This window comes from Streptomyces sp. A 4/2, assembly GCF_940670765.1.
Classification (GTDB): Bacteria; Actinomycetota; Actinomycetes; order Streptomycetales; family Streptomycetaceae; genus Streptomyces.
Genome location: NZ_CALNVW010000031.1, coordinates 203,346 through 223,647, shown reverse-complemented (window position 1 = coordinate 223,647; position 20,302 = coordinate 203,346). Strand labels below are relative to the sequence as shown.

General features: G+C 71.0%; 18 protein-coding genes. 6 read left to right on the top strand and 12 right to left on the bottom strand.

What is annotated here, in order from left to right:
• Window positions 1-18 precede the first annotated feature (18 nt).
• Window positions 19-1,197, bottom strand: a complete 1,179-nt coding sequence (locus tag NBY69_RS23735; protein ID WP_250303322.1) for a hypothetical protein — start codon at window positions 1,195-1,197, stop codon at window positions 19-21.
• 228 nt (window positions 1,198-1,425) lie between these two features.
• Here NBY69_RS23735 and NBY69_RS23730 point away from each other — a divergent pair, with 228 nt between their 5' ends.
• Entirely contained in the window at window positions 1,426-2,628 is a 1,203-nt protein-coding gene (locus NBY69_RS23730; protein WP_250303321.1) for an amino acid deaminase/aldolase, read from the top strand.
• A 32-nt stretch (window positions 2,629-2,660) separates the two neighbouring features.
• Here NBY69_RS23730 and NBY69_RS23725 read toward each other — a convergent pair whose 3' ends face one another.
• On the bottom strand, window positions 2,661-3,599 hold the full coding sequence (locus NBY69_RS23725) for a DUF2510 domain-containing protein (RefSeq protein WP_250303320.1): 939 nt from the start codon (window positions 3,597-3,599) through the stop codon (window positions 2,661-2,663).
• Window positions 3,600-3,615: 16 nt separating this feature from the next.
• Window positions 3,616-4,707, bottom strand: a complete 1,092-nt coding sequence (locus tag NBY69_RS23720) for a hypothetical protein (protein WP_250303319.1) — start codon at window positions 4,705-4,707, stop codon at window positions 3,616-3,618.
• A 161-nt stretch (window positions 4,708-4,868) separates the two neighbouring features.
• Here NBY69_RS23720 and NBY69_RS23715 point away from each other — a divergent pair, with 161 nt between their 5' ends.
• Window positions 4,869-5,693: a hypothetical protein gene (locus NBY69_RS23715; protein WP_250303318.1), complete on the top strand. Its 825-nt coding sequence runs from the start codon at window positions 4,869-4,871 to the stop codon at window positions 5,691-5,693.
• A 66-nt stretch (window positions 5,694-5,759) separates the two neighbouring features.
• On the opposite strand, the gene NBY69_RS23710 is transcribed toward NBY69_RS23715, so the two are convergent.
• The 4 genes from NBY69_RS23710 to NBY69_RS23695 form a co-directional block, all read right to left on the bottom strand.
• Window positions 5,760-6,461, bottom strand: coding sequence for a helical backbone metal receptor (locus NBY69_RS23710; protein ID WP_250303317.1), 702 nt, complete (start codon window positions 6,459-6,461; stop codon window positions 5,760-5,762).
• A gap of 9 nt (window positions 6,462-6,470) precedes the next feature.
• Window positions 6,471-7,046 carry a helix-turn-helix domain-containing protein gene (locus NBY69_RS23705; protein WP_250303316.1) on the bottom strand — a complete coding sequence of 192 codons (576 nt, stop codon included), beginning with the start codon at window positions 7,044-7,046 and terminating at the stop codon, window positions 6,471-6,473.
• 277 nt (window positions 7,047-7,323) lie between these two features.
• On the bottom strand, window positions 7,324-9,951 hold the full coding sequence (locus tag NBY69_RS23700) for an ABC transporter permease/substrate binding protein (protein ID WP_250303315.1): 2,628 nt from the start codon (window positions 9,949-9,951) through the stop codon (window positions 7,324-7,326).
• A complete protein-coding gene (locus NBY69_RS23695) occupies window positions 9,944-11,020 on the bottom strand; it encodes a glycine betaine/L-proline ABC transporter ATP-binding protein (protein WP_250303314.1) in 1,077 nt (358 codons plus the stop codon). The genes NBY69_RS23700 and NBY69_RS23695 overlap by 8 nt, the downstream gene beginning before the upstream one ends.
• Window positions 11,021-11,248: 228 nt before the next feature.
• Here NBY69_RS23695 and NBY69_RS23690 point away from each other — a divergent pair, with 228 nt between their 5' ends.
• From NBY69_RS23690 to NBY69_RS23675, 4 genes are all read left to right on the top strand, one after another.
• Complete coding sequence (locus NBY69_RS23690; protein ID WP_250303638.1) at window positions 11,249-12,154, top strand: 5'-3' exonuclease; 906 nt, start codon at window positions 11,249-11,251, stop codon at window positions 12,152-12,154.
• 47 nt (window positions 12,155-12,201) lie between these two features.
• The gene (locus tag NBY69_RS23685; protein WP_250303313.1) at window positions 12,202-13,044 is read left to right on the top strand and encodes a siderophore-interacting protein; all 843 of its coding nucleotides are present in this window, start codon (window positions 12,202-12,204) and stop codon (window positions 13,042-13,044) included.
• A gap of 275 nt (window positions 13,045-13,319) precedes the next feature.
• A complete protein-coding gene (locus NBY69_RS23680) occupies window positions 13,320-13,904 on the top strand; it encodes a sigma-70 family RNA polymerase sigma factor (RefSeq protein WP_250303312.1) in 585 nt (194 codons plus the stop codon).
• Complete coding sequence (locus NBY69_RS23675; protein WP_250303311.1) at window positions 13,901-14,650, top strand: anti-sigma factor domain-containing protein; 750 nt, start codon at window positions 13,901-13,903, stop codon at window positions 14,648-14,650. Before NBY69_RS23680 ends, NBY69_RS23675 begins: the two co-directional genes overlap by 4 nt.
• 66 nt (window positions 14,651-14,716) lie before the next feature.
• Here the strand turns inward: NBY69_RS23675 and NBY69_RS23670 are convergent, their stop codons facing one another.
• Genes NBY69_RS23670 through NBY69_RS23650 form a run of 5 tightly spaced genes read right to left on the bottom strand, consistent with a single transcriptional unit; the run spans window position 14,717 to window position 20,112 of the window.
• Window positions 14,717-15,520: a DUF1295 domain-containing protein gene (locus tag NBY69_RS23670; protein WP_250303310.1), complete on the bottom strand. Its 804-nt coding sequence runs from the start codon at window positions 15,518-15,520 to the stop codon at window positions 14,717-14,719.
• Window positions 15,517-16,821 carry a cyclopropane-fatty-acyl-phospholipid synthase family protein gene (locus tag NBY69_RS23665; RefSeq protein WP_250303309.1) on the bottom strand — a complete coding sequence of 435 codons (1,305 nt, stop codon included), beginning with the start codon at window positions 16,819-16,821 and terminating at the stop codon, window positions 15,517-15,519. The genes NBY69_RS23670 and NBY69_RS23665 overlap by 4 nt, the downstream gene beginning before the upstream one ends.
• A complete protein-coding gene (locus NBY69_RS23660; protein WP_374211327.1) occupies window positions 16,818-18,125 on the bottom strand; it encodes a class I SAM-dependent methyltransferase in 1,308 nt (435 codons plus the stop codon). Before NBY69_RS23660 ends, NBY69_RS23665 begins: the two co-directional genes overlap by 4 nt.
• Entirely contained in the window at window positions 18,122-18,844 is a 723-nt protein-coding gene (locus NBY69_RS23655) for a DUF1365 domain-containing protein (RefSeq protein ID WP_374211326.1), read from the bottom strand. Before NBY69_RS23655 ends, NBY69_RS23660 begins: the two co-directional genes overlap by 4 nt.
• A complete protein-coding gene (locus NBY69_RS23650; RefSeq protein WP_250303307.1) occupies window positions 18,841-20,112 on the bottom strand; it encodes an NAD(P)/FAD-dependent oxidoreductase in 1,272 nt (423 codons plus the stop codon). Before NBY69_RS23650 ends, NBY69_RS23655 begins: the two co-directional genes overlap by 4 nt.
• Window positions 20,113-20,302: the final 190 nt, after the last annotated feature.

Here is a 20,302-nt window from a genome sequence, read left to right as displayed (position 1 = left end):
CGGTTTCCCGGCGGCGCATCAGGGTTTCCCGGTGGCGGTGGCGTTCTTCCGCAGCGCGCGCTCGACGCGCTCCTCGATGCCCTTGGCCTCGTAGCCGAGTCCGGCCTGGGCGGCGGCTGTTGTACGGGATTCCTGCACGGCCTCGTCGGCGGGCTCCGGGTCGGTGACGGTACGTCCGTCGGCGAAGCCCGAGACCGCGTAGACGACGACCGGCGCGTCGGTGAGGACGCTCACCGTCCAGCTCGCCCGCTGCGCGTCGCCGAAGTCCGCGGCGACGGTGGACTTCACGGGGTAGGTGCGGGGCATCAGATCGGTGCGCCCGCCGAGCCGTTCCGTGACGAATCGCTGGTGCAGGGCCGTCATGGCGGCGGGGTCGGCCTCGGTGAAGAGCATGCCGACCGTGGTCACGCTGCTGCTGGTCGCGTCGGTGTAGGTGGCGCGCAACAGCCGGACGCAGCCGACCGGTTGGAGCGCCCTGAGCAGCAACGGGTCCAGTCCGCCCGCGCAGTCGGCGTCCGGTGCGACGGCCAGCCGGGTCCAGGTACGGTCGGCGCCGCCGGGGCCCGCGCCGTGTCCCTCGATGGTGCGCGGGAAGAGGGTGTCGACCGGGGTGCTGTGCCACAGGCCGCGCGACTCGGTGAATCCGGTACGGGAGTCGGCCGCCGCGGTGCTCCCGCTGAGCACGCTCCCGGCGACCGCTCCGCCGATCAGCCCGAGTCCCAGCACCGCGCAGGCCGCGACGGCCGCGGTCCTGGCCGGGTGCCGCGCCGCCACGGGCCGCAGCCGGGTGGTCGTCTCCGACGGGGTCTCCGCGGCGTCGGGACGGGGCGGGGCGTACACCGTGGGGCGGCCCGCGCCGGGGCGCGGTGTGAGGTCGACCGCCCCGACCGGCCTGCGGCGGGTGGGCGGCGGGGCGGTGGGCCGCGGTGGGACGGGCGGGCGGGCCGGGGGTTGTACGGCCGGGGCGGCGGCGACCTGAGCCTCGGCGGCCCCGGGCTCCACGGGGCTCCCGGGTGCGACCGGCGGGTTCCCGGCGGACGATTCCGCAGCGGGGGGCTCCTCGGCCGGAGCATCGACGACGGGGCGCAGCCGGGTGGTCGTCTCGACCGGGGCCTCCACCGGGCCGGACGAGGACGGTGGTTCGGGCGGGCGCGGAGGGAAGGACGGGAAGGGCGCACGTCGCGCTTCGGTGCTCATCCGCCCCCCAGTGCGTCTGCCGGTCGTGGTGCGGGTGCCTCGCGCGCGACACCGCCGACGCGCCTTCCCGGCGGGTCCGTTCGTCACTCTACGGGCTGGCACCGCCCCGGTGGGCACCGGAAGGTACGCACGAGGCATCTGCCCAAAAGGTCCGGCTGAAGGGCTGTCCCGCAATTTCCGGCGGGACAGCCCTTACCCTCCGGTAATCATGTCTGGCAGGCTTCGGCCATGACGCCCCGTGCTGCAGACCGGACCCGGTACGACCGGGCAACCGCACATCTCGACGCCCCGCTGGCGATCGTCGACGTCGAGGCCTTCGACGCGAATGCCGACGATCTGGTACGCCGCGCCGCAGGCAAACCGATCCGGGTGGCCAGCAAGTCCGTACGCTGCCGGGCCCTCCTCGACCGGGTGTTGGAGCGGGACGGTTTCGCCGGGCTGATGTCCTTCACGCTGGCCGAGTCGCTGTGGCTGGCCCGCTCCGGCTTCGACGACGTCCTGCTCGCCTACCCGTCGGCCGACCGTGCCGGATACGCCGAGCTCGCCGCCGATCCGAAACTCGCCGCCGCCGTGACGGTGATGGTCGACGACCCGGCGCAGCTGACACTGATCGACGCGGCGCGGGCGGGCGGCCGTGAGGAGATCCGGGTCTGTCTGGAACTGGACACCTCGCTGCGCATGCTCGGCGGGCGGGTGCGGGTCGGGGCACTCAGGTCCCCGCTGCGCGAACCCGCCCAACTCGCCGAGCTGGCACGGTCGGTGGCGCGCCGTCCCGGGTTCCGGCTGGTGGGCCTGATGGCGTACGAGGGCCATGTGGCCGGGGTCGGTGACTCGCTCGCGGGACGGCCGCTGCGCTCCCGGGCGATCCGGCTGATGCAGTCGGCGGCCCGCAGGGAACTGGCGGCCCGGCGTGCGGCCGTGGTGCGCGCGGTGCGGGCGGTGGCGCCGGACCTGGAGTTCGTCAACGGCGGCGGCACGGGAAGCGTCCAGCACACGGCGGCGGAGGACGCGGTGACCGAGATCGCCGCGGGTTCCGGGCTGTACGTGCCGCGCCTCTTCGACAACTACACGTCGTTCACCGGCCGTCCGGCGGCGCTCTTCGCACTGCCTGTCGTACGGCGGCCGGGCGTCGGCGTGGTGACGGTACTCGGCGGCGGCTATCCCGCTTCGGGGGCGGCGGGAGCGGACCGGCTGCCCGTTCCGTATCTCCCCGAGGGGCTGCGTTACGACGCGCAGGAGGGCCCCGGTGAGGTGCAGACCCCGCTGCTCGGCTCCCCGGCCGACGATCTGCTCATCGGCGACAAGGTGTGGTTCCGGCACGCGAAGGCCGGGGAGCTGTGCGAGCGCTTCGACGCCCTTCAGCTGATCGAGGGCGACCGGGTGAGTGCGACGGTGCCGACGTACCGCGGCGAGGGCCACACCTTCCTGTAGGACCTGTCCGGCGGTGCGTCACCTCGCGGCGGTCACCGGCCGATGCTGCTGCCGACACCGCCGCTGGTGGCGTCCCCGATGGGACGGATCCCGCGGGTGATCGTGTCCATGGTGCCGAGCGGCGGTCCGGCCGCCCCGGCGTCGAAGGCGAGGCGGACGACGACCATCGATTCGGTGCCGAGGGGCGAGGGGAAGGCGACCGTCTCGACGTAACCGCCGGGCCCCGCACTGGTTCTGACCCGCCAGCGCACCAGATAGCCGGTGCGGCCCGCGACGGACAGGGACTTCGACGCGAGCTGCGTGTGCGAGGTGATGCCGTCGTAGTTCCGGTTTCCGACGAGGTCCCGGTCGTACGAACTGTTGGCGGCGTCCTTGATGTCCGCCTTGGCGACGGCCTCGGCGGAGGTGAGTTCGGTCTGCGTGGCGGTACGCGAGGTCACCGTGGCGTGATAGCAGAACGAGGCCGAGTCGCCGGGGCAGTCGTAGGAGTGCTCGGTCCGCATGGTCGTCACGTCCTCGACCGTGCTCGACGGCTTCTCCCAGCCGTCCGGGACCGGCAGCGTGATGCCGTCGAGTTCGTCGACGAGCAGCGAGGGGTCGGCAGCCGGCGGCGCGCTGCTCGTCGGGGTGCCCTTGCCGTCGGACCCGTCGGACGCGTCGGACGTGGGGGTACGGGCGGGACCGCTGGTCGCGGTCCTCGGCCGGTCGTCCCCGCCGCCCCGGCCCACGACCACCGCCCCGGCCACGACCGCGGCGACCAGGACGGCCCCGACGGCGGCCAGTACGGCGGTCCGTGGACCGCTGCCGCCCCGCGGGAATACGGGCGGGGTGGGCGCCGGCGGCGGTCCGAACTGCTGCGGCGCCAGGTCCCGCGGGCGGGTGTGCGCGGTCCAGGCGGTGCCGTCCCACCACCGTTCGGTGGCGGGCAGGCCGGCGTCCGGGTACCAGCCGGGCGGGGTCGAAGAGGTCATCCGGTCACTCCTGTGTTCAGCGCCCGGAACCCGGGGCCGGGGCAGCGGTCCTTCGGCGGCGGCCGGTGAACCGGCGCCCCGGGTAGAGGGCCTTCGGCGGCTTCGTCACCTTCTCCACGAACAGCGGCGGCAGATCCGTGCCGCGCTCGCCGACCAGCGGATCACCCGCCCCCAGCAGGGAGTCGAAGGTCCGCCAACCCTCCCAGGTCTTTATGTCCGCGTGCACGTCCGGTCTGATGGGGGCGAACCGGCCCAGCTCGAAATCGTCCCCGTCCAGGTCGAACCAGCGCTCCCCGAAGACCTCCGTGCCCAGCCCCGCCGCCTTGGCCGTGAGCCGCACCAGCATCCGTACCGACTGCGCGCCGTCGAGCCGGTTCCCCTGGATCTCCCTGATGGGCAGGTCGGGCACGGCCGCCTCCACCGGTATCCACACGGTGAGCGGCGACCCCCGGTCCATGATGAACCAGGTGCGTTCCTGGGCCTGCCGGCCGTGCTGGTCCAGCACATGGAGCTGCTGCTTGTAGAAGACCGGGGTGCCGTCGTGCGGCGAAGGGCGCAGGTACCAGAGGTAGACACGGGCCGAGAGATCGATGATGGCGAGGTTCTCCATCCGGTTGTAGAACCGTACGGCGAGTATCCGGTGGTCGCTGCCGACATGCTGCTCGGCGAAGTTCTGGGCGTCCGCCTGGTGCGCGTAGCTGACGCTCACCCGGTCCCGCCAGACGAAGGGCCGTACGGAGAACATCTTGATGAAGACGACGCCGACCAGTGTCGCGGGCACCACGGCGCCGACGACCGAGGCGATGGTGGACAGCACCTCGTGGGCGCTGTTGCCGTCCTGCGGGTCGATGTTGTCGGTGCCGACGCAGGCCCGCAGCGAGTGCAGCGTCAGGTCCGCCAGCTGGTGCACATCGCCCATCCGCGCCCCCAGACCGCGCGGCGAGTCCAGCGTGAGGGTCAGGCCCACCGCGATGGCCGCCGAGAGCAGGACGAGACAGCCGAAAGCGATGACGAAGAGTCCCAGGACCGTGCGTTCGGCGATCCACCAGCGCAGCGAAGTACGGAACCGGGGATGTCCCCGACCGGTCACCATCGCACGTGTCAGCATCAGCAAACCGCTTTCCCCCTGGGCCAGTTGACCTGTTGCAGCGGAATCCTAACCAGTGACGGGCGGCCGGGCTCCCACTGTCTCGCCCGGCGTTCACCTGCGCACGGCCCACCTGTGGCAAGCTCAGCAGGCGGAGGGTGTCGTCGGCGAAGGGAAGCGCTGTGCAGGACCGTTCACTCGAAGCACTCGGGCTCGCTGTCGTACCGGCAAAGGAGCCGCTCAGCTATCCAGGACTGCCCATTCCGGAGCCCTCGCTCCTCGACGGGCGCACCTTGCTCGGGCTCGCCCCGGGCCCAGGCCCGGTGGAGACCTGGAACGTCGCCGCGCGGAGCGGACCGGTCCCCCTGGACACGTACCTGTCCGGCCAGGGCCTGCCCCTGCTGCGGGAGCGCCACCCCGCCGTCTCGGTCGGCTCCAACGCCTCTCCCGCGCAGCTCAGCAACAAACTGCTGAGCCGTGGGATCTCGGGGACCGTCCCGATGGTTCCGGTGCGGATCGAGGGCATCGCCATCGGTTGCTGCGCCCACATCTACCCCGCCGGTTACGTCGCCACCGCGCCGTACATCGACCGGGACTCGGTCCTCTCGCTGGTCGTCACCTGGCTGGACGACGATCAGATGGCTGCCGTGGACGAGACCGAACTCCCTTACTACCAAAGGGTCTTGCTGCCGTCGGGGGATTTCCCGGCAGAGCTTCCCAACGGTCTGCCGGTGGCTGACGTCCACCTCTACGCGAGTGCCATGGGTGTGCTGGCGGGGCCGGACGGCCAGCCCCGCCCGGCGCCGCCGGAGCAGGCGGCGCTGCTCGCCGAACTACTGGCGGCGTCCCCGCGGCTGCACGAACTGCTGGGTCCCGATCCGCAGACCTGGGTGGACCGTGCGTCGAAGGATCCGGAGCTGGCCGACGAGGGAACGCGGCTCTTCCGTACGGAGGGGTGGGTCGTCATGCTGGACGACTTCCTGCCGTACGCCCAGGCGCACGCCTGATCCCGAGGCCGGGCGCACGCCTGATCCCGAGGCCGGGCGCACGCCTGATCCCGAGGCCGGGGCCGGTCAGCGGAGCGCCGCTCCCAGCACCGCGGGGGCCTCGGCCAACGAGGGCCCGTACCAGGTGAGATGGCGCCCGCTGACGAGCGCCGAGGGGAGACCGGGGAAGGCTTCGGGGCCGTCGTCGGCGGTGAAGCGGTAGGGCTCGTCGGGCAGGACGACGAGATCGGCGCCCGAGGCCGTCAGCTCGCCGAGGGCGATCCTCGGATACCGCTCGGGGTGCTCCGCGTACACCTGGTGCACCCCGAGCCTGGCCAGCAGATCCCCGGCGAAGGTGTCCCTGCCGAGGACCATCCAGGGCCTGCGCCAGATCGGCACGATCGCGGTGCGGCGCCGGTACGGGACGACCCCGGCCCAGGAGGCCCGCGCCGCGTCGAGCCAGCCGGGACGGCCGAGACCGCAGGCCGCGAGCACCCGCTCCAGTTCGCTGAACGCCTGGGGCAGGCCCCGCACTTCGGTGACCAGGACCCGCAGGCCGGACGCCCGCAGCGCGTCGAGGTCGACGGCCCGGTTCTCCTCCTCGTTGGCGAGCACCAGGTCGGGCCGCAGCCGGACGATCGCCCGCACATCTGGATTCTTGGTGCCCCCGATCCGCGTGACGTCCAGGTCCGCGGGGTGGCTGCACCAGTCGGTCGCGCCGGCCAGAACCTCGGGAGCACTGACGGCGACGGTCTCGGTCAGGGAGGGGACGAGCGAGACGACGCGCATCGGGACCGCTCAGTACCGCTGTTCGGCGGTCGCGTCGACGTGTTCGGCCACGGCGACGACCACGATCCGGGTCTCGGGGGCGGTGGCACGCCAGCGGTGACGCACGCCGCCCGACAGGAACAGGGTGTCGCCGCGCTCCAGGCGGTAGGCCCGCCCTTCGGCCTCCACGTCGGCCGCGCCCTCGGCGACGTACAGCACCTCGTCGTTGCGGTGCTGGAACTCCCGCCCGGTGTCCTGCTCGCCGGTGAACTCCATGGCGTGCAACTGGTGGTGTCCGCGCACCAGCGGCCGGATCTGCGGCTCGGGATCCGGCACGGCCCCGGGGGCGGTCACCGCGCGGACGATGTCGACGGTGCGGGCCGCGTCGGAGTCGGCGAGCAGTTCCTTCGCCGTGGACTCCAGTGCCTCGGCGACCCGCTGGAGCGAGCGCACGCTCGGCCGGGCCCGCTCGTTCTCGATCTGGCTGAGGAAGGGCACGGAGAGTCCGCTGCGCGCCGAGACCTTGGCGAGGGTGAGCCCCAGAGCACGGCGGCGCCTGCGAACCGCGGCGCCCACCCGGAGTGTTTCCTTCTCGTCCTTGTCCATCTCCCGGATACCCTCCCCTTGCCGTATCGCCAGTGGTGTCTGCTGCAAGCACCTTACGCAGCTTCGGCCCACCGCTGGGCACTCCTGTCACACCTGCGTCGCACAACCTTTCATCCGCACATCTGCGCGCAGACCCCCGGCCCGCCGCCACCGGGCCGGATCCGGTGCACCGACCTGCGGGTACGGGCCGCCCGGCCCGGCGCACCGCGGGCAGACAGCAGCGAGGGGGTGGTCGACGCCACCGGCGTTGACCACCCCCTCACGGAGCGCTGACGGATCAGCCGCCGACGGGGGCCAGCTGGTCCTCCATCTCGGGGTGTGCGGTCAGCCAGGTGCGGGCGGACTTCTTCTCGTTGCCCGGACCGCCGTCCTGGATCGCCACTTCGAGGGAGTTGAGCTGGTCCTCGCTGAGCTTGAACTTCTTCAGCCAGCCGTTCAGTTCGGGCAGATCCTTGCCGAAGTCCTTGCGGGCGACGGTGTGGATCGAGTCGCTCTTGCCCCAGGCGCCCTTCGGGTCCTTGAGCTTCGTCAGGTCGTACTTGCCGTACGCCCAGTGCGGCGACCACAGCACGACGACCACCGGCTCCTTCTTCTTGATGGAGCGGTCCAGCTGGGCCAGCATCGACGAGGTGCTCGACGAGACGACCTTGTACTCGCCCTGCAGCCCGTAGGCCTTGAGCACCTTCTTGTTCAGCAGGCCCATTTCACCGGCGCTGGACTCGATGCCGATGATCTTGCCGTTGAACTCCTTGCCCTTGCCCTTCAGATCCGCGAGGGACGTGACGCCCTTCACGTACGAGGGCACGGACAGCTCCAGCGACGTGGGCCCGTACCAGGACCCGATGTCGGTGAGGTTGTCCTTGTATCTGTCCCAGTACTGCTGGTGCGTCGTGGGCAGCCAGGAGTCGAACTGGACATCCATCTGGCCCTGCGCGAGCGCGGTGTACAGCGGGCCCGGGTCGAGCTGCTTGACGCTGGGCTTGTACCCGCGGTCCTCCAGGATGTTGTCCCAGAGATACGTGCTCGCGATGGCCTCGTCCCACGGGAAGAACCCGAGGTTGACGGACTTGCCCGCGTCCTTGCCCTGCTGGGTGTGCGTGCCGCCCGGGACGGGGGCGAGCTTGTCGACCACACCGGGGTTCTGCTTCAGCCAGGTGCGCACGCCGTCCTGCTCGTGGCCTTCACCGGCCCCCTGGATGGCGTTCTCCAGGCCGGTGAGCTGCTTCTCGGTGAGCTTGAAGTCCTTCAGCCACTTGGCGACCGTCGGGTCCTTCTTGTCGAAGCCCTTGTGCGCGACGGTGTGGATCAGGTCGCCCTTGCCCCAGGCGCCCTTCGGGTCCTTGAGCTTCGTCAGGTCGTACTTGCCGTAGGCCCAGTGCGGCGACCACAGCGTGACGACCACCGGCTCCTTCTTCTTGATGGAGCGGTCCAGCTGGGCCAGCATCGACGAGGTGCTCGACGAGACGACCTTGTACTCGCCCTCCAGCCCGTACGCCTTCAGGACACTCTTGTTGAGGGTGCCCATCATTCCTGCGCTGGACTCGATGCCGATGATCTTGCCCTTGAACTCCTTGCCCTTGCCCTTGAGATCGGCGAGGGACTTGATGCCCTTCACGTACGAGGGCACCGTCAGCTCCAGCGACGTCGGCCCGTACCACTGGCCCATGTCCTCCAGCTGCGACTTGTACTTGTTCCAGTAGTCCGCGTGGGTCGTCGGCAGCCAGGAGTCGGTCTGGAAGTCGATGTCACCGCGGGCCACCCCGGAGTAGAGCGGGCCGGCGTCGAGCTGCTTGACGTCGGTCGTGTAGCCGCGCTCCTCCAGGAGCTCCTTCCACAGGAACGTGGAGGCGATGCCCTCGTCCCAGGGGATGTAGCCCATGTTGATCTTCTTGCCCTTGCCGACGTCCGTGCTCGCCTGTGACGAGCTCTTGCTGTCGGAGGACGAACCGAGGTTCATGCCGCCCGCGACGAGCCCGAGGATCACGACGCCGATCACGGCGACCGTGGTGCCGGGCCGGTAGTGCGTGAAGCTCCACCGCTGCGCCATGGCCTGCGCCTTGGCGGCGGCCCGACGACCGAGCGGGGAGACCCGCTGGTTGAGGGCTCCGGTCATCCGGTCCAGGTAGATGGCCAGGATGACCACGGCCACCCCGCTCTCGGCGGCGAGACCGACCTGGAGCTGGGTGATGGCGCCGTAGACCTTCTCACCGAGACCGCCCGCACCGGCCATACCGCCGATGACCACCATCGACAGCGCCAGCATGATGACCTGGTTGACACCGGCCATGATCGTCGGCAGGGCGAGGGGAAGCTGCACCCGTCGCAGGATGTCGCGCGGGGCGGTGCCGAACGCCTCGGCCGCCTCGACCAGTTCGCCGTCCACCTGCCGGATGCCGAGCTCGGTCATCCGCACGCCCGGGGGCATGGCGAAGACGATCGTGGCGATCACGCCGGGGGTGACCCCGACGCCGAAGAACATGACGCCCGGGATCAGGTAGACGAAGGCGGGCATCGTCTGCATGACGTCGAGCACCGGGCGGACCGTGGCCCCGACCCTCTTGTTGCGCGCCGCCCAGATGCCCAGCGGTACCGCGATCACGATCGTGATGACCGCCGCGACGATCACCAGTGACAGCGTGGCCATCGCCTCGTCCCACAGGGCGAGTGAGTCGATCAGGGCGAAGCCGACGAAGGTGAGCACCGCGGGCAGCAGACCGCGCAGCCAGAAGGCCAGGACGGTGAAGATGCCCGCCATCAGCAGGGGTTCACCGCCGCTCAGTACGGTGTTGACACCGTCGTACAGGTGCGTGAGCACACTGTTGATGAAGTCGAAGAGCCAGCCCACGTGGTTCTGGAACCAGTGGACGAGGCTTTCGACCCCGTTGCCGAAATGGAACCTAGGCACTTGCGACCGCCTTGTTCTCGGGAGCTGCGTCGCAAGCCAGGGGGGCCTCGGCGTATTCGCCGAGGAAGCCTATGAGCCGGGACTGGGGGACGACTCCGACGACCTTGCCCTGGGCGTTCTTCACGGCCACCGGGTGCGGTACGCGCGCGCTCACGCCGCACAGGTCGGCGAAGGTCGTGTCGGGGGTGACCGTCTCGCAGCCGCACTCCGCCGCGTCGGGGCGGTGGGTGTCGGTCATCATCGCCGCGGCGGTGAGGACCCGGGTGCGGTCCACGTCCTTGGTGAACGAGGCGACGTAGTCGTTGGCGGGCGTGATGAGGATGTCCTCGGCGGTGCCGAGCTGGACGATCTCACCGTCCCGCATGACCGCGATGCCGTCGCCGAGACGCATGGCCTCGTTGAGGTCGTGGGTGATGAAGACGATGGTCTTCTTCAGCCGCTTCTGGAGTTCGAGCAGCTGGTCCTGCATGTCACGGCGGATCAGCGGGTCGAGCGCGCTGAAGGACTCGTCCATCAGCAGCAGGTCCGCGTCGGTGGCGAGCGCACGGGCCAGACCCACGCGCTGCTGCATACCGCCGGACAGCTCGTCGGGCCAGGAGTTCTCCCAGCCGGCGAGACCCGTCAGTTCCAGGGCCTCGGCCGCCCGCTTCTCGCGTTCCGCGCGAGGCACTCCCTGTACTTCGAGGCCGTAGCCCGCGTTCTCCAGCACACTGCGGTGCGGGAAGAGCGCGAAGTGCTGGAAGACCATGCTGATCTTCTTCGAACGCACCGCCCGCAGCTCGCGGTCGCTCAGCGCGGTCAGGTCCTCACCGTCGAAGAGCACCCGGCCGGAGGTCGGCTCCAGCAGCCCGTTGAGCATGCGCAGCAACGTGGACTTGCCGGATCCGGAGAGCCCCATCACGACGAAGATCTGGCCCGGTTCGACGGTGAAGGATGCGTCGATCACCGCAGCAGTCGTCCCTTCACCGCGCAGCTCATCGCGGCCGGTGCCGTTCTCGAGTTTCCGCACGGCTTCATCGGGTCGTCTGCCGAACACTTTGTACAAGCGGTCGGCTTGCAGCCTGGACACATATACCTCACGCGTTGGAACGAAAACGACCCGTCACCCCCGTGTCGACAGGTCGTGGAGCGGCGCGGGATCTGTCCGCTTCACCCTCGCAATACTTGAATCTGCTACTGGTTCCGCTCCGTGGCGGCGCCTGCCCACCCTTATGCGGTCCAAACAAATCAGTGACTCAGCTCACCACGGGTGACTGTCGGTGGGGTACGGCATCATCGGAGCGTGACGCGACGCCTGATGCTCCTCGATTCCGCTTCCCTCTACTACCGGGCCTACTTCGGGGTCCCCGACTCCGTACGGGCCCCGGACGGCACCCCGGTCAATGCCGTCCGCGGGCTGCTCGACTTCATCGCCCGGCTGGTGCAGGACCACCGGCCGGACGATCTGGTCGCCTGCATGGACGCCGACTGGCGCCCGCAGTGGCGGGTCGACCTGATCCCTTCGTACAAGGCGCACCGGGTCGCGCAGCTGACGGCGGAGGGGCCCGACGAGGAGGAGACCCCGGACACCCTGGCCCCGCAGGTCCCGGTGATCGAGCAGGTGCTGGACGCCCTGGGCATCGCCCGGGTCGGCGTGGAGGGGTACGAGGCGGACGACGTCATCGGCACCCTGGCCGGGCTGGCGACGGGCCCGGTGGACATCGTCACCGGCGACCGCGACCTCTACCAGCTGGTGGACGACGCACGCGGTGTGCGGGTGCTCTATCCCCTGAAGGGCGTCGGGAACCTCCAGCTCACCGATGAGGCGCTGCTGCGCGAGAAGTACGGGGTGGACGGCCGGGGGTACGTGGATCTGGCGCTGCTGCGCGGCGATCCGAGCGACGGGCTGCCCGGGGTGCCGGGAATCGGCGAGAAGACCGCCGCCAAGCTGCTCGACGCGTTCGGTGATCTGGCCGGGATCATGGCCGCCGTCGACGATCCGGCGTCCGGGCTGACGCCGTCGCAGCGCCGGAAGCTCGACGAGTCCCGCCCCTACGTGGCGGTGGCGCCGACGGTGGTGCGGGTCGCCTCCGACGTACCGCTCCCCCCGTTCGACCCGGAGCTGCCCGTCGAGCCGCGCGATCCTGCGGCCCTGGACGAACTCGCCGCCCGGTGGGGTCTGGGTGGATCGCTCCAGCGGCTGCTCTCCACTCTGCATCCCTGAGGTGCTAACTTAGGTGAACCTAAGAAACCTTGATCAGGGAGCTGTCCGTGGCAGAACAACCGGCCCGTAAGACACCGCAGGCCCGCGAGGCACAGGTGGTGCGCGTCGAGCGGATCACTCCGCACATGGTGCGTCTCGTCCTCGGCGGTGAGGGGCTGGAGACGTTCGACGCAACGGAGTTCACCGACCACTACATCAAGGTGCTGTTCGCGCCCGAGGGCGTGAGCTATCCGGAGCCGTTCGACATGGCCCGGATCCGTGAGGAGTTCCCGCGCGAGCAGTGGCCGGTCACCCGGACGTACACGGTGCGGGCCTGGGACCCGGCGCTGCGCGAGCTGACCGTCGACTTCGTGGTCCACGGCGACGCGGGTCTGGCGGGTCCGTGGGCGGCCAGGGCCCGGACCGGCGAGACGGTGCGCTTCCTGGGCCCCGGTGGCGGGTACGCCCCGGACCCGGCCGCCGACTGGCACCTGCTGGCGGGCGACGAGAGCGCGCTGCCCGCCATCGCCGCCGCGCTGGAGCGGATGCCCGCGGGCGCGGTGGTGCATGCCTTCGTCGAGGTGTCGGGCGCCGAGGAGGAGCAGAAGTTCCTCACCCCCGAGGGCGTCGAGGTCACCTGGCTGCACCGCGGTGACCGCCCGGTCGGTGAGGCGCTCGTCGAGGCGGTGCGCGGCCTGGACTTCCCGGCCGGTGACGTCAGCGCCTTCGTACACGGTGAGGCGGGCTGTGTGAAGGAGCTCCGGCGCCATCTGCGGATGGACCACGGAGTGCCCCGCGAGCGGCTGTCGATCTCCGGTTACTGGCGGCTCGGCCAGGACGACGAGACCTGGCGGGCGGCCAAGCGGGAGTGGAACGCGCAGGTGGAGGCCGAGCAGGAGCAGACTGCCTGACCTCGTCACGAGAAGAGAACCCCCGCGAACCCCCGGCCGTCAACGACGGCCGGGGGTTCTCCGTTTCGGGGGAATTCCCGGCGCGGACCGTCGGCGGCAGGCCCGAGGAGGGTAGGTGTCCGCTCGGCCCACGTGGCCGTGGAGAGGCCGTCCGGCCAGAAGTCCGCCCCCCGTTGGTCAGTTGTGCGGACAACTGACCAATCCGTGCCGTCCACGGCTCCGAATAGTGACCGGGAACCCACATGCCCCCTGTCCGCACCATGGAGGAACGTCGCGTGAAAGAAGCCGTGCACATCAGCGGAGCCGCCTCGGCCGGCCCTGATCTGCAGCAGTTGCTCGCCCAGGTCGCGCGTGGGGACCAGGACGCCTTCTCGCGTCTGTACGACGCCGTGTGCGGCCCCGTTCTCGGGCTGGTGCGCACGGTGCTTCGTGACCCCGCCCAGTCGGAGGAAGTGGCCCAGGAAGTACTCCTGGAGGTGTGGCGCACCGCGGCCCGTTTCCGTACCGACCGCGGTTCCGCGATGAACTGGGTGCTGATGCTCGCCCACCGCAGGGCGGTCGACCGGGTGCGCTCCGCCCAGGCCGCGTCGGACCGCGAGCACAAAGCCGCCCTGCTGGACCGGACACCTGCCTTCGACGAGGTCACCGAGCAGGTGGAGGCCCGGCTGGAACGGGAACAGGTACGGCGCTGCATGGGCTCTCTCACCGAGGTGCAGCGCGAGTCGGTGACGCTCGCGTACTACCGGGGGCTCGCCTACCGGGAAGTGGCCGAGCTGCTCTCCGTACCACTCGGCACCATCAAGACTCGACTGCGCGACGGACTCATCCGGATGCGCGACTGCCTGGGGGTCAGCGCATGATGACGGCGGATCTGCACACGCTCACCGGCGCGTACGCGCTCCACGCACTGGAGCCGGACGAGCGCGCCGCGTTCGAGGAACACCTCCGGGCGTGCCCGGCCTGCACCCAGGAGGTGGACGAACTGATCGCCACCGCGGGCAGGTTGGGACTCGCCGTCACGGTCACCCCGCCCCCCGCTCTCAAAGTACAGGTCATGCGGCGGATCGCCACCGAGCGGCAGGAGGCGCCACTGTTGCGGCGGCACTCGCGTGGCGGTGGCGCCCGCGGCGGGCGCGCACTGTCGCGCTTCGCGCTGGCCGCCTGCCTGGCCGCCGCCGTCGGCTTCGGCGGGATCGCGGTGTGGCAGCACCAGGAGGCGGGCGACGCGAGGACCAGCGCGGCACGGTCCGAACAGCAGGCCCAGGCGCTGGCCTCGGTGCTCGCCGCCCCGGACGCGAAGGTCACCACGGGGAAGCTGAAGGGCGGCGCGACCGGCACGGTCGTGGTCTCGCACAGCAGGAACAAGGCGGCGTTCCTGGCATCCGGACTGCCGAAACCGCCGAGCGGCAAGACGTATCAGCTCTGGTTCGACGACCACGGCACCATGCGCTCCGCCGGTCTGCTGAATTCGGCTTCCGCCGCGGCCGGGACGGTCCTCGACGGCCCGGTGGACTCCGCGCAGGGCATGGGCCTCACGGTCGAACCGGCGGGCGGTTCGGCGGCCCCGACCACCGCTCCCCTCGCGCTGATGACGTTCTCCGCCTGAGCCCGGGAACGTACGGCACGGGGGGCCTGCCCGGTCGGCCGGGCAGGCCCCCCGTGGTCCGTGATCTCAGCTCCGCTTCGGCGGGAGTGGGAAGAAGCCGCTGGTACGCGCCGTGTACGCGGCGAAGCCGGGCCGGTCGGCCATGTGCCGCTCCAGGAGCCGTTTTCCGCTGCCGCCGATCAGCAGGAAACTCATGACCAGCGGGCTGACCACGGTCACGGCGGCCACCACCGGGTCGTCACAGACGATCAGGAAAAGCCCCCACCAGACACAGAAGTCACCGAAGTAGTTGGGGTGCCTGGTCCAGGACCAGAGGCCGCGGTCCATGATCCGGCCACAGTTCGCGGGATCGGCCTTGAACCGGGCCAGCTGCCGGTCCCCCACCGCTTCGAAGAGCAGACCGGTCAGCCAGAGCACGCACCCGGCGTAGCCGGCGGGCCCCAGCTTCCCCGGCAGGTACATCGCGGCCTGCACCGGCAGCGAGACCAGCAGGACCAGCAGGCCCTGGAGCAGATAGACCATGCGCAGCGCGTAGAGGTTCCGGTGGCCCGGCGCCCTGGCGAGCATCGCCTCGTACCGGGCGTCCTCGCCGTGGCCGCGCCCGCGGAGGGCGATGTGCACGGCGAGCCGCAGCCCCCACACGACGGTCAGCACGGTCACCAGGAGCCGCCGTACGCCGTCGCCCTCCCCCGCCGACACGGCGTACGCGACGAGCGCCACCGCCGCGAAGGCCGCGCCCCAGGCGATGTCGACGATCCGGTGCAGTCCCCTGGCGACGGCGAGGGCGAAGGTGAGGAGCATGACGGTGAGCGCGGTGGCCGCGGCGGCGCCGACGCCCTGGCCGAACGCCCCCCACGGGTAGCCGTTCACCGCCGGGCCCTCTCGTACCACTCCCCCGGGGTGGCGGGCATCCCGCTGCGGCCGCCGTCCCCGGGCCGTACCGCGAGGAGTTGGTCGACGCCCATCCTGCGTTCCTCGAAGGCCAGTCGGCCGCCCGCCAGGTACAGCCGCCAGACCCGGGCGGTCTCCTCACCGACCAGCGCGCGGAATTCCTCCCAGCGCTTCTCCAGGGTGTCCTGCCAGGCGGCGACCGTCCGGACGTAGTGCTCACGAAGGGACTCCACGTGCCGCACTTCGAGCCCCGCGCCCTCCAGCAGCGAGACCGTCTCTCCGAGCGGGCGCATGTGCATGTCAGGCGCGATGTACGCCTCGATGAACGCGCCGCCGCCGGGTGCGACAGCGCCCCGGGACATCTGCTGGACCAGTACCCGGCCCTCCGGACGGAGCATCCCGTACAGCGTGGCGGCGAAGCCGGGGTACTCGGCGTCGCCGACGTGTTCGCCCATCTCGACCGTGGACACCGCGTCGTAGTCGCCTCCGTGGATGTCGCGGTAGTCGCAGTGGCGTACCTCGACCAGCTCGGTCAGTCCCCGTTCCTCGACCTGGCGCCTGACGTGCTCCGCCTGCTCCCGGGCGAGGGTGACGGCGGTGACCCTCGCCTTGTACTCCTGCGCGGCGTACAGGGTGAGCGATCCCCAGCCGCAGCCGATGTCCAGCAGCCGTGATCCGGGCTCCAGTTGAAGCTTGCGGCAGATGAGTTCCAGCTTGTCGCGCTGGGCGTCGGCCGGACCGTATCCGGGGTCGTCGCTCGTCCAGTACCCGCAGGAGTACGCCATCGTCCCGTCGAGCAGCAGCGCGTAGAAGTCGTTGGAGAGGTCGTAGTGGTGGCTGATGGCCGCCCGGTCCCGGGCCTTGCTGTGCAGGGCACCGTGCAGCCGGGCCTCGGCGGCCGGTGCGGCGGGGCGCGGGCCGAGCGCCCCGAGGCGGAGCGCGGTGCGTACGGCGCGGGCCCGGTCGCCGACGGTGAGCTGCGGCGGGCGCAGCCCACGGGTGCGTACCGCGCCCCACACCGTACGCAGCCCGTCGGCGAGATCGCCCTCGATGTCGAGCTCACCGGTGATGTATGCCTGGGCCAGGCCGAGTTCGTCGGGCTGCCAGACGAGCCGCCGCAGTGCCCGGCGCGAGCGCAGGACGACCAGGGGCGCGCCCGCGGGACCCGCGGTGGTGCCGTCCCAGGCGCGCAGGCGCAGCGGGAGCCGCCCGCCGAGTAGTTGTTCGGCGAGCGGGAACAGCTGCTGAGCAGCGCCGGTCCGCGTCTGAAGGCGCGTCATCGGGAGGTCTCCTTGGTCAGCAGCAGTTGCTGCACATCGAGATAGCCGGATCGGAAACCCGCTTCGGAGTAGGCGAGATAGAAGGTCCAGAGCCGCCGGAAGGTCTGGTCGAAGCCGAGGGCGCCGACCTCCGGGGCCTGTTCCTCGAAGCGTTCGCGCCAGAGCCTGAGGGTTTCCGCGTAGTGCGGCCCGAAGCCCTCGCGCCCCCGGACGCGCAGCGCCGTGCGTTCCGTGGTGATCTGCTCGATCGCCTCGGACGAGGGCAGCAGTCCGCCGGGGAAGACGTACTTCTGGATCCAGGTGAAGGTGTTCTTGCTGGCGAGCATCCGCTCGTGCGGCATGGTGATCGCCTGGAGGGCGATGCGGCCGTCCGGCGCGAGGAGCCGGTCCAGGATCATGAAGTACTCCGGCCAGAACTCGGCGCCCACGGCTTCGATCATCTCGACGCTCACGACCGCGTCGTACTCCCCGACGACCCGGCGGTAGTCGAGGAGTTCGACGGTGACCCGGTCCTCGAAACCCGCATCGCGGATCCGCTCCACGGCCAGCTGCCGCTGCTCCTGGGAGAGCGTCACGGTGTGCACCCGGGCGCCGCGTCCGGCGGCCCGGACGGCCAGCTCGCCCCATCCGGTGCCGATCTCCAGGAGCCGGGTGCCGGGGCCGACCCGTGCCTCGTCGAGCAGCCGGTCGATCTTGCGGTGCTGGGCGGCGGCCAGCAGGGACCGGTCGGCGGGGAAACCGCGGAAGAGCGCGGAGGAGTACGAGAGCGTCTCGTCGAGGAAGAGGGCGAACAGGTCGTTCGAGAGGTCGTAGTGGTGACGGATGTTCTCCCGTGACCCCTCGGGGGTGTTGCGCTGTGCGGCGGGCTGTTTCCTGGCCCAGAGGGCGCGCAGCTTCTGCAGCGGCGCGGGGATCAGGCTCGCGGCCCGGTCGGCCAGCACGGTCAGCACACCCACCAGGTCGGTGGCCGACCACTCGCCCGCCATGTAGGACTCGCCGAAGCCGATCAGGCCGCCCGCGCCGATCCGCCGGAAGAACGCCTTCGGCTCGTGCACGTCGAGTACCGGACCGCCGAGCCCCAATGTTTCGGTGGTCCCGAGACGCACCCGGAGTTCGAGCCCGGACAGTGCCCGCCGGACGATCCGCTCAGCGAGGGCCGTACGGAGCCACGAGGCGCGGGGCAGCCGCGCCACATCGGGCCAGCGGACGGCGTCGACCGCCGCACGCGGGCAGGTCGGCGGGGTACTGGCGGACCCGGGTGATCCGGGTGATCCGGGAGACGCCGGGGAGACGGACACACTCACTTCACGCCCTCCTGGGGCTGGTGACGGGGACGGGGCCGGACGGGCAGCCCCCGCAGATAGAGCCATATGCCGTGTACCCGGATCGCGAGGGAGACGGCCATGGTGGACCACGGATGGCGGAGCGCCGCCAGCAGCAGGACGGCGGTGGTGGCGGGCCTGCGCTCGCCGCGCACGGTCGCCGTGAAGGGGCGGGTGCCGTTCCGTTCCAGCTGGACCGTGAGGTTCAACCGGTCGTCGGGCTCGGGCAGTCGCATCCGGTAGTCGCCGTCCACCGGGAAGAACGGCGAGACGTAGAACTCCTTCTCCACCACGTCCCGCCCCGCGGTGTCGGGACGGAGCAGATAGCAGTGCCGTTCCCCGTAGGTGTTGTGCACCTCGGCGACGACGCAGAGCGGCCGGCCGTCGGCGTCGCGGCACCAGTAGACGGTGAGCGGGTTGAAGACGTACCCGAACACGCGGGCGTTCGCGAGCATCAGCACGCTGCCGCCGGTGAGGTCGACGCCCCGGGCGGCCAGGAACCTGTCCAGACCCGCCCTGATGGTCCGGTCACCGCCGCCGAAGTGGTCGCGGCCCTCGAACCGGGCGAGCGGACGCAGCGGGTACGGCAGCGGGGGCGGCCGGTCGGGGTCGATCAGCCACATGTAGGTGTGGTGGTGCAGGGTGTGCCGCACGGGCGCGGTCCGCACGTGGGTGATCGTGGACGGATAGACGGCGTTCACCACATCACCCCCAGCGCTGCCGCCGCCTCGGCGCCCGAGCGGCAGCCGTCCTCGTGGAACCCCGCGCCGTGGTAGGCCCCGGCGTATGCGGTGACCGGGCCGTTCAGCTCGGGCAACAGGCGCTGCGCGGCCACCGATTCGACGGTCTGGACCGGGTGTTCGTACACCATGCGGTCGAGCACCTGGGCCTCGTCGATCAGGTCGGAGCCGTTCAGGGTGACCAGATAGGTCTCGGGGGCGTCGAGGCGCTGGAGGCGGTTCATGTCGTAGCTGACCTGCACGCGGTCGGCGCCGCTGGAGCACTGCGGCATCAGGTAGTTCCAGGAGGCGCGGGCCCCGGGGCTGCGGGGCAGCACCGAGGTGTCCGTGTGCAGCAGGGTGGGGTTGCGCGAGTAGCGGAAGGCGCCGAGCAGTTCGGTCTCCCGCGCGGTGGGGTCGGCCAGTATCCGGAGCGCCTGGTCGGGGTGCACGGCTATGACCACCGAGTCGTACCGCGCGGTGCTCCCGCCGTCCGTGGTGAGTTCGACACCGTCCTCGGTACGGCGCACGCTGCGGACCGGGGTCGAGGTGTGCAGCGCGGTGAGTTCCTTGCCGACCCGCTCGACGTAGGTACGCGAGCCGCCGGTGACCGTGCGCCAGGTGGGGGATCCGGTCACCGCGAGCATGCCGTGGTGCGCCAGGAAGCGGAAGAGCGGGACCGCGGGGTGGCCCAGCGCGGTGGTGGGGTCGCAGGACCAGACGGCCGAGACGAGCGGCGTCATGAAGTGTGAGACGAAGTACGGGGAGAAGTCACCGCGGGCGAGGAACTCGCCCAGTGTCAGCCGCCCGGCGCTGCCGGGCGCGGCGAGCACCTGCCGGGCCCTGCGGTGGAAGCGGGGCACCTCGGCGAGCATCCGCAGATAGCGGGCGCGGAAGAGGTTGCGCGGCTGGGCGAGGAGGCCCGGCAGGCCGCGCGCACCGGCGTATTCGAGTCCGCACCCCTCGCACCGTACGGACATGCTCATCTCCGACTCCTGGGTGGTGACGCCGAGTTCGGCGAAGAGCCGGAGCAGCAGCGGGTAGGTGCGCTCGTTGTGGACGATGAACCCGGAGTCGACCTGGTACATCCGGCCGTCGGCCGATGCCAGGTCGTGGGTGTGGGCGTGACCGCCGAGCCGGTCGTCCGCCTCGTACAGCGAGACCTCGTGTGCGCGCCGCAGGACGTGCGCGGCGGTCAGCCCCGCGATTCCGCTTCCCACCACTGCCGTCCGACGCCTCTGGTCCGCCATGCCGCTCCCTCCGGAAGTCATTTCGGGCACCGCCCCTCACCAGGCATTCGGGGCCACTGCCCCTGGGGATTGGTCCCTCACTCGATCGGATGAGGGGCCCGTCCGGACCAATCCGCGGGCACACCGGCCCCGAATAGCCGTCGTGAGTGCACTTCGGAGAGCTGAGGCCGCCCCGGGCGGACAGATCACC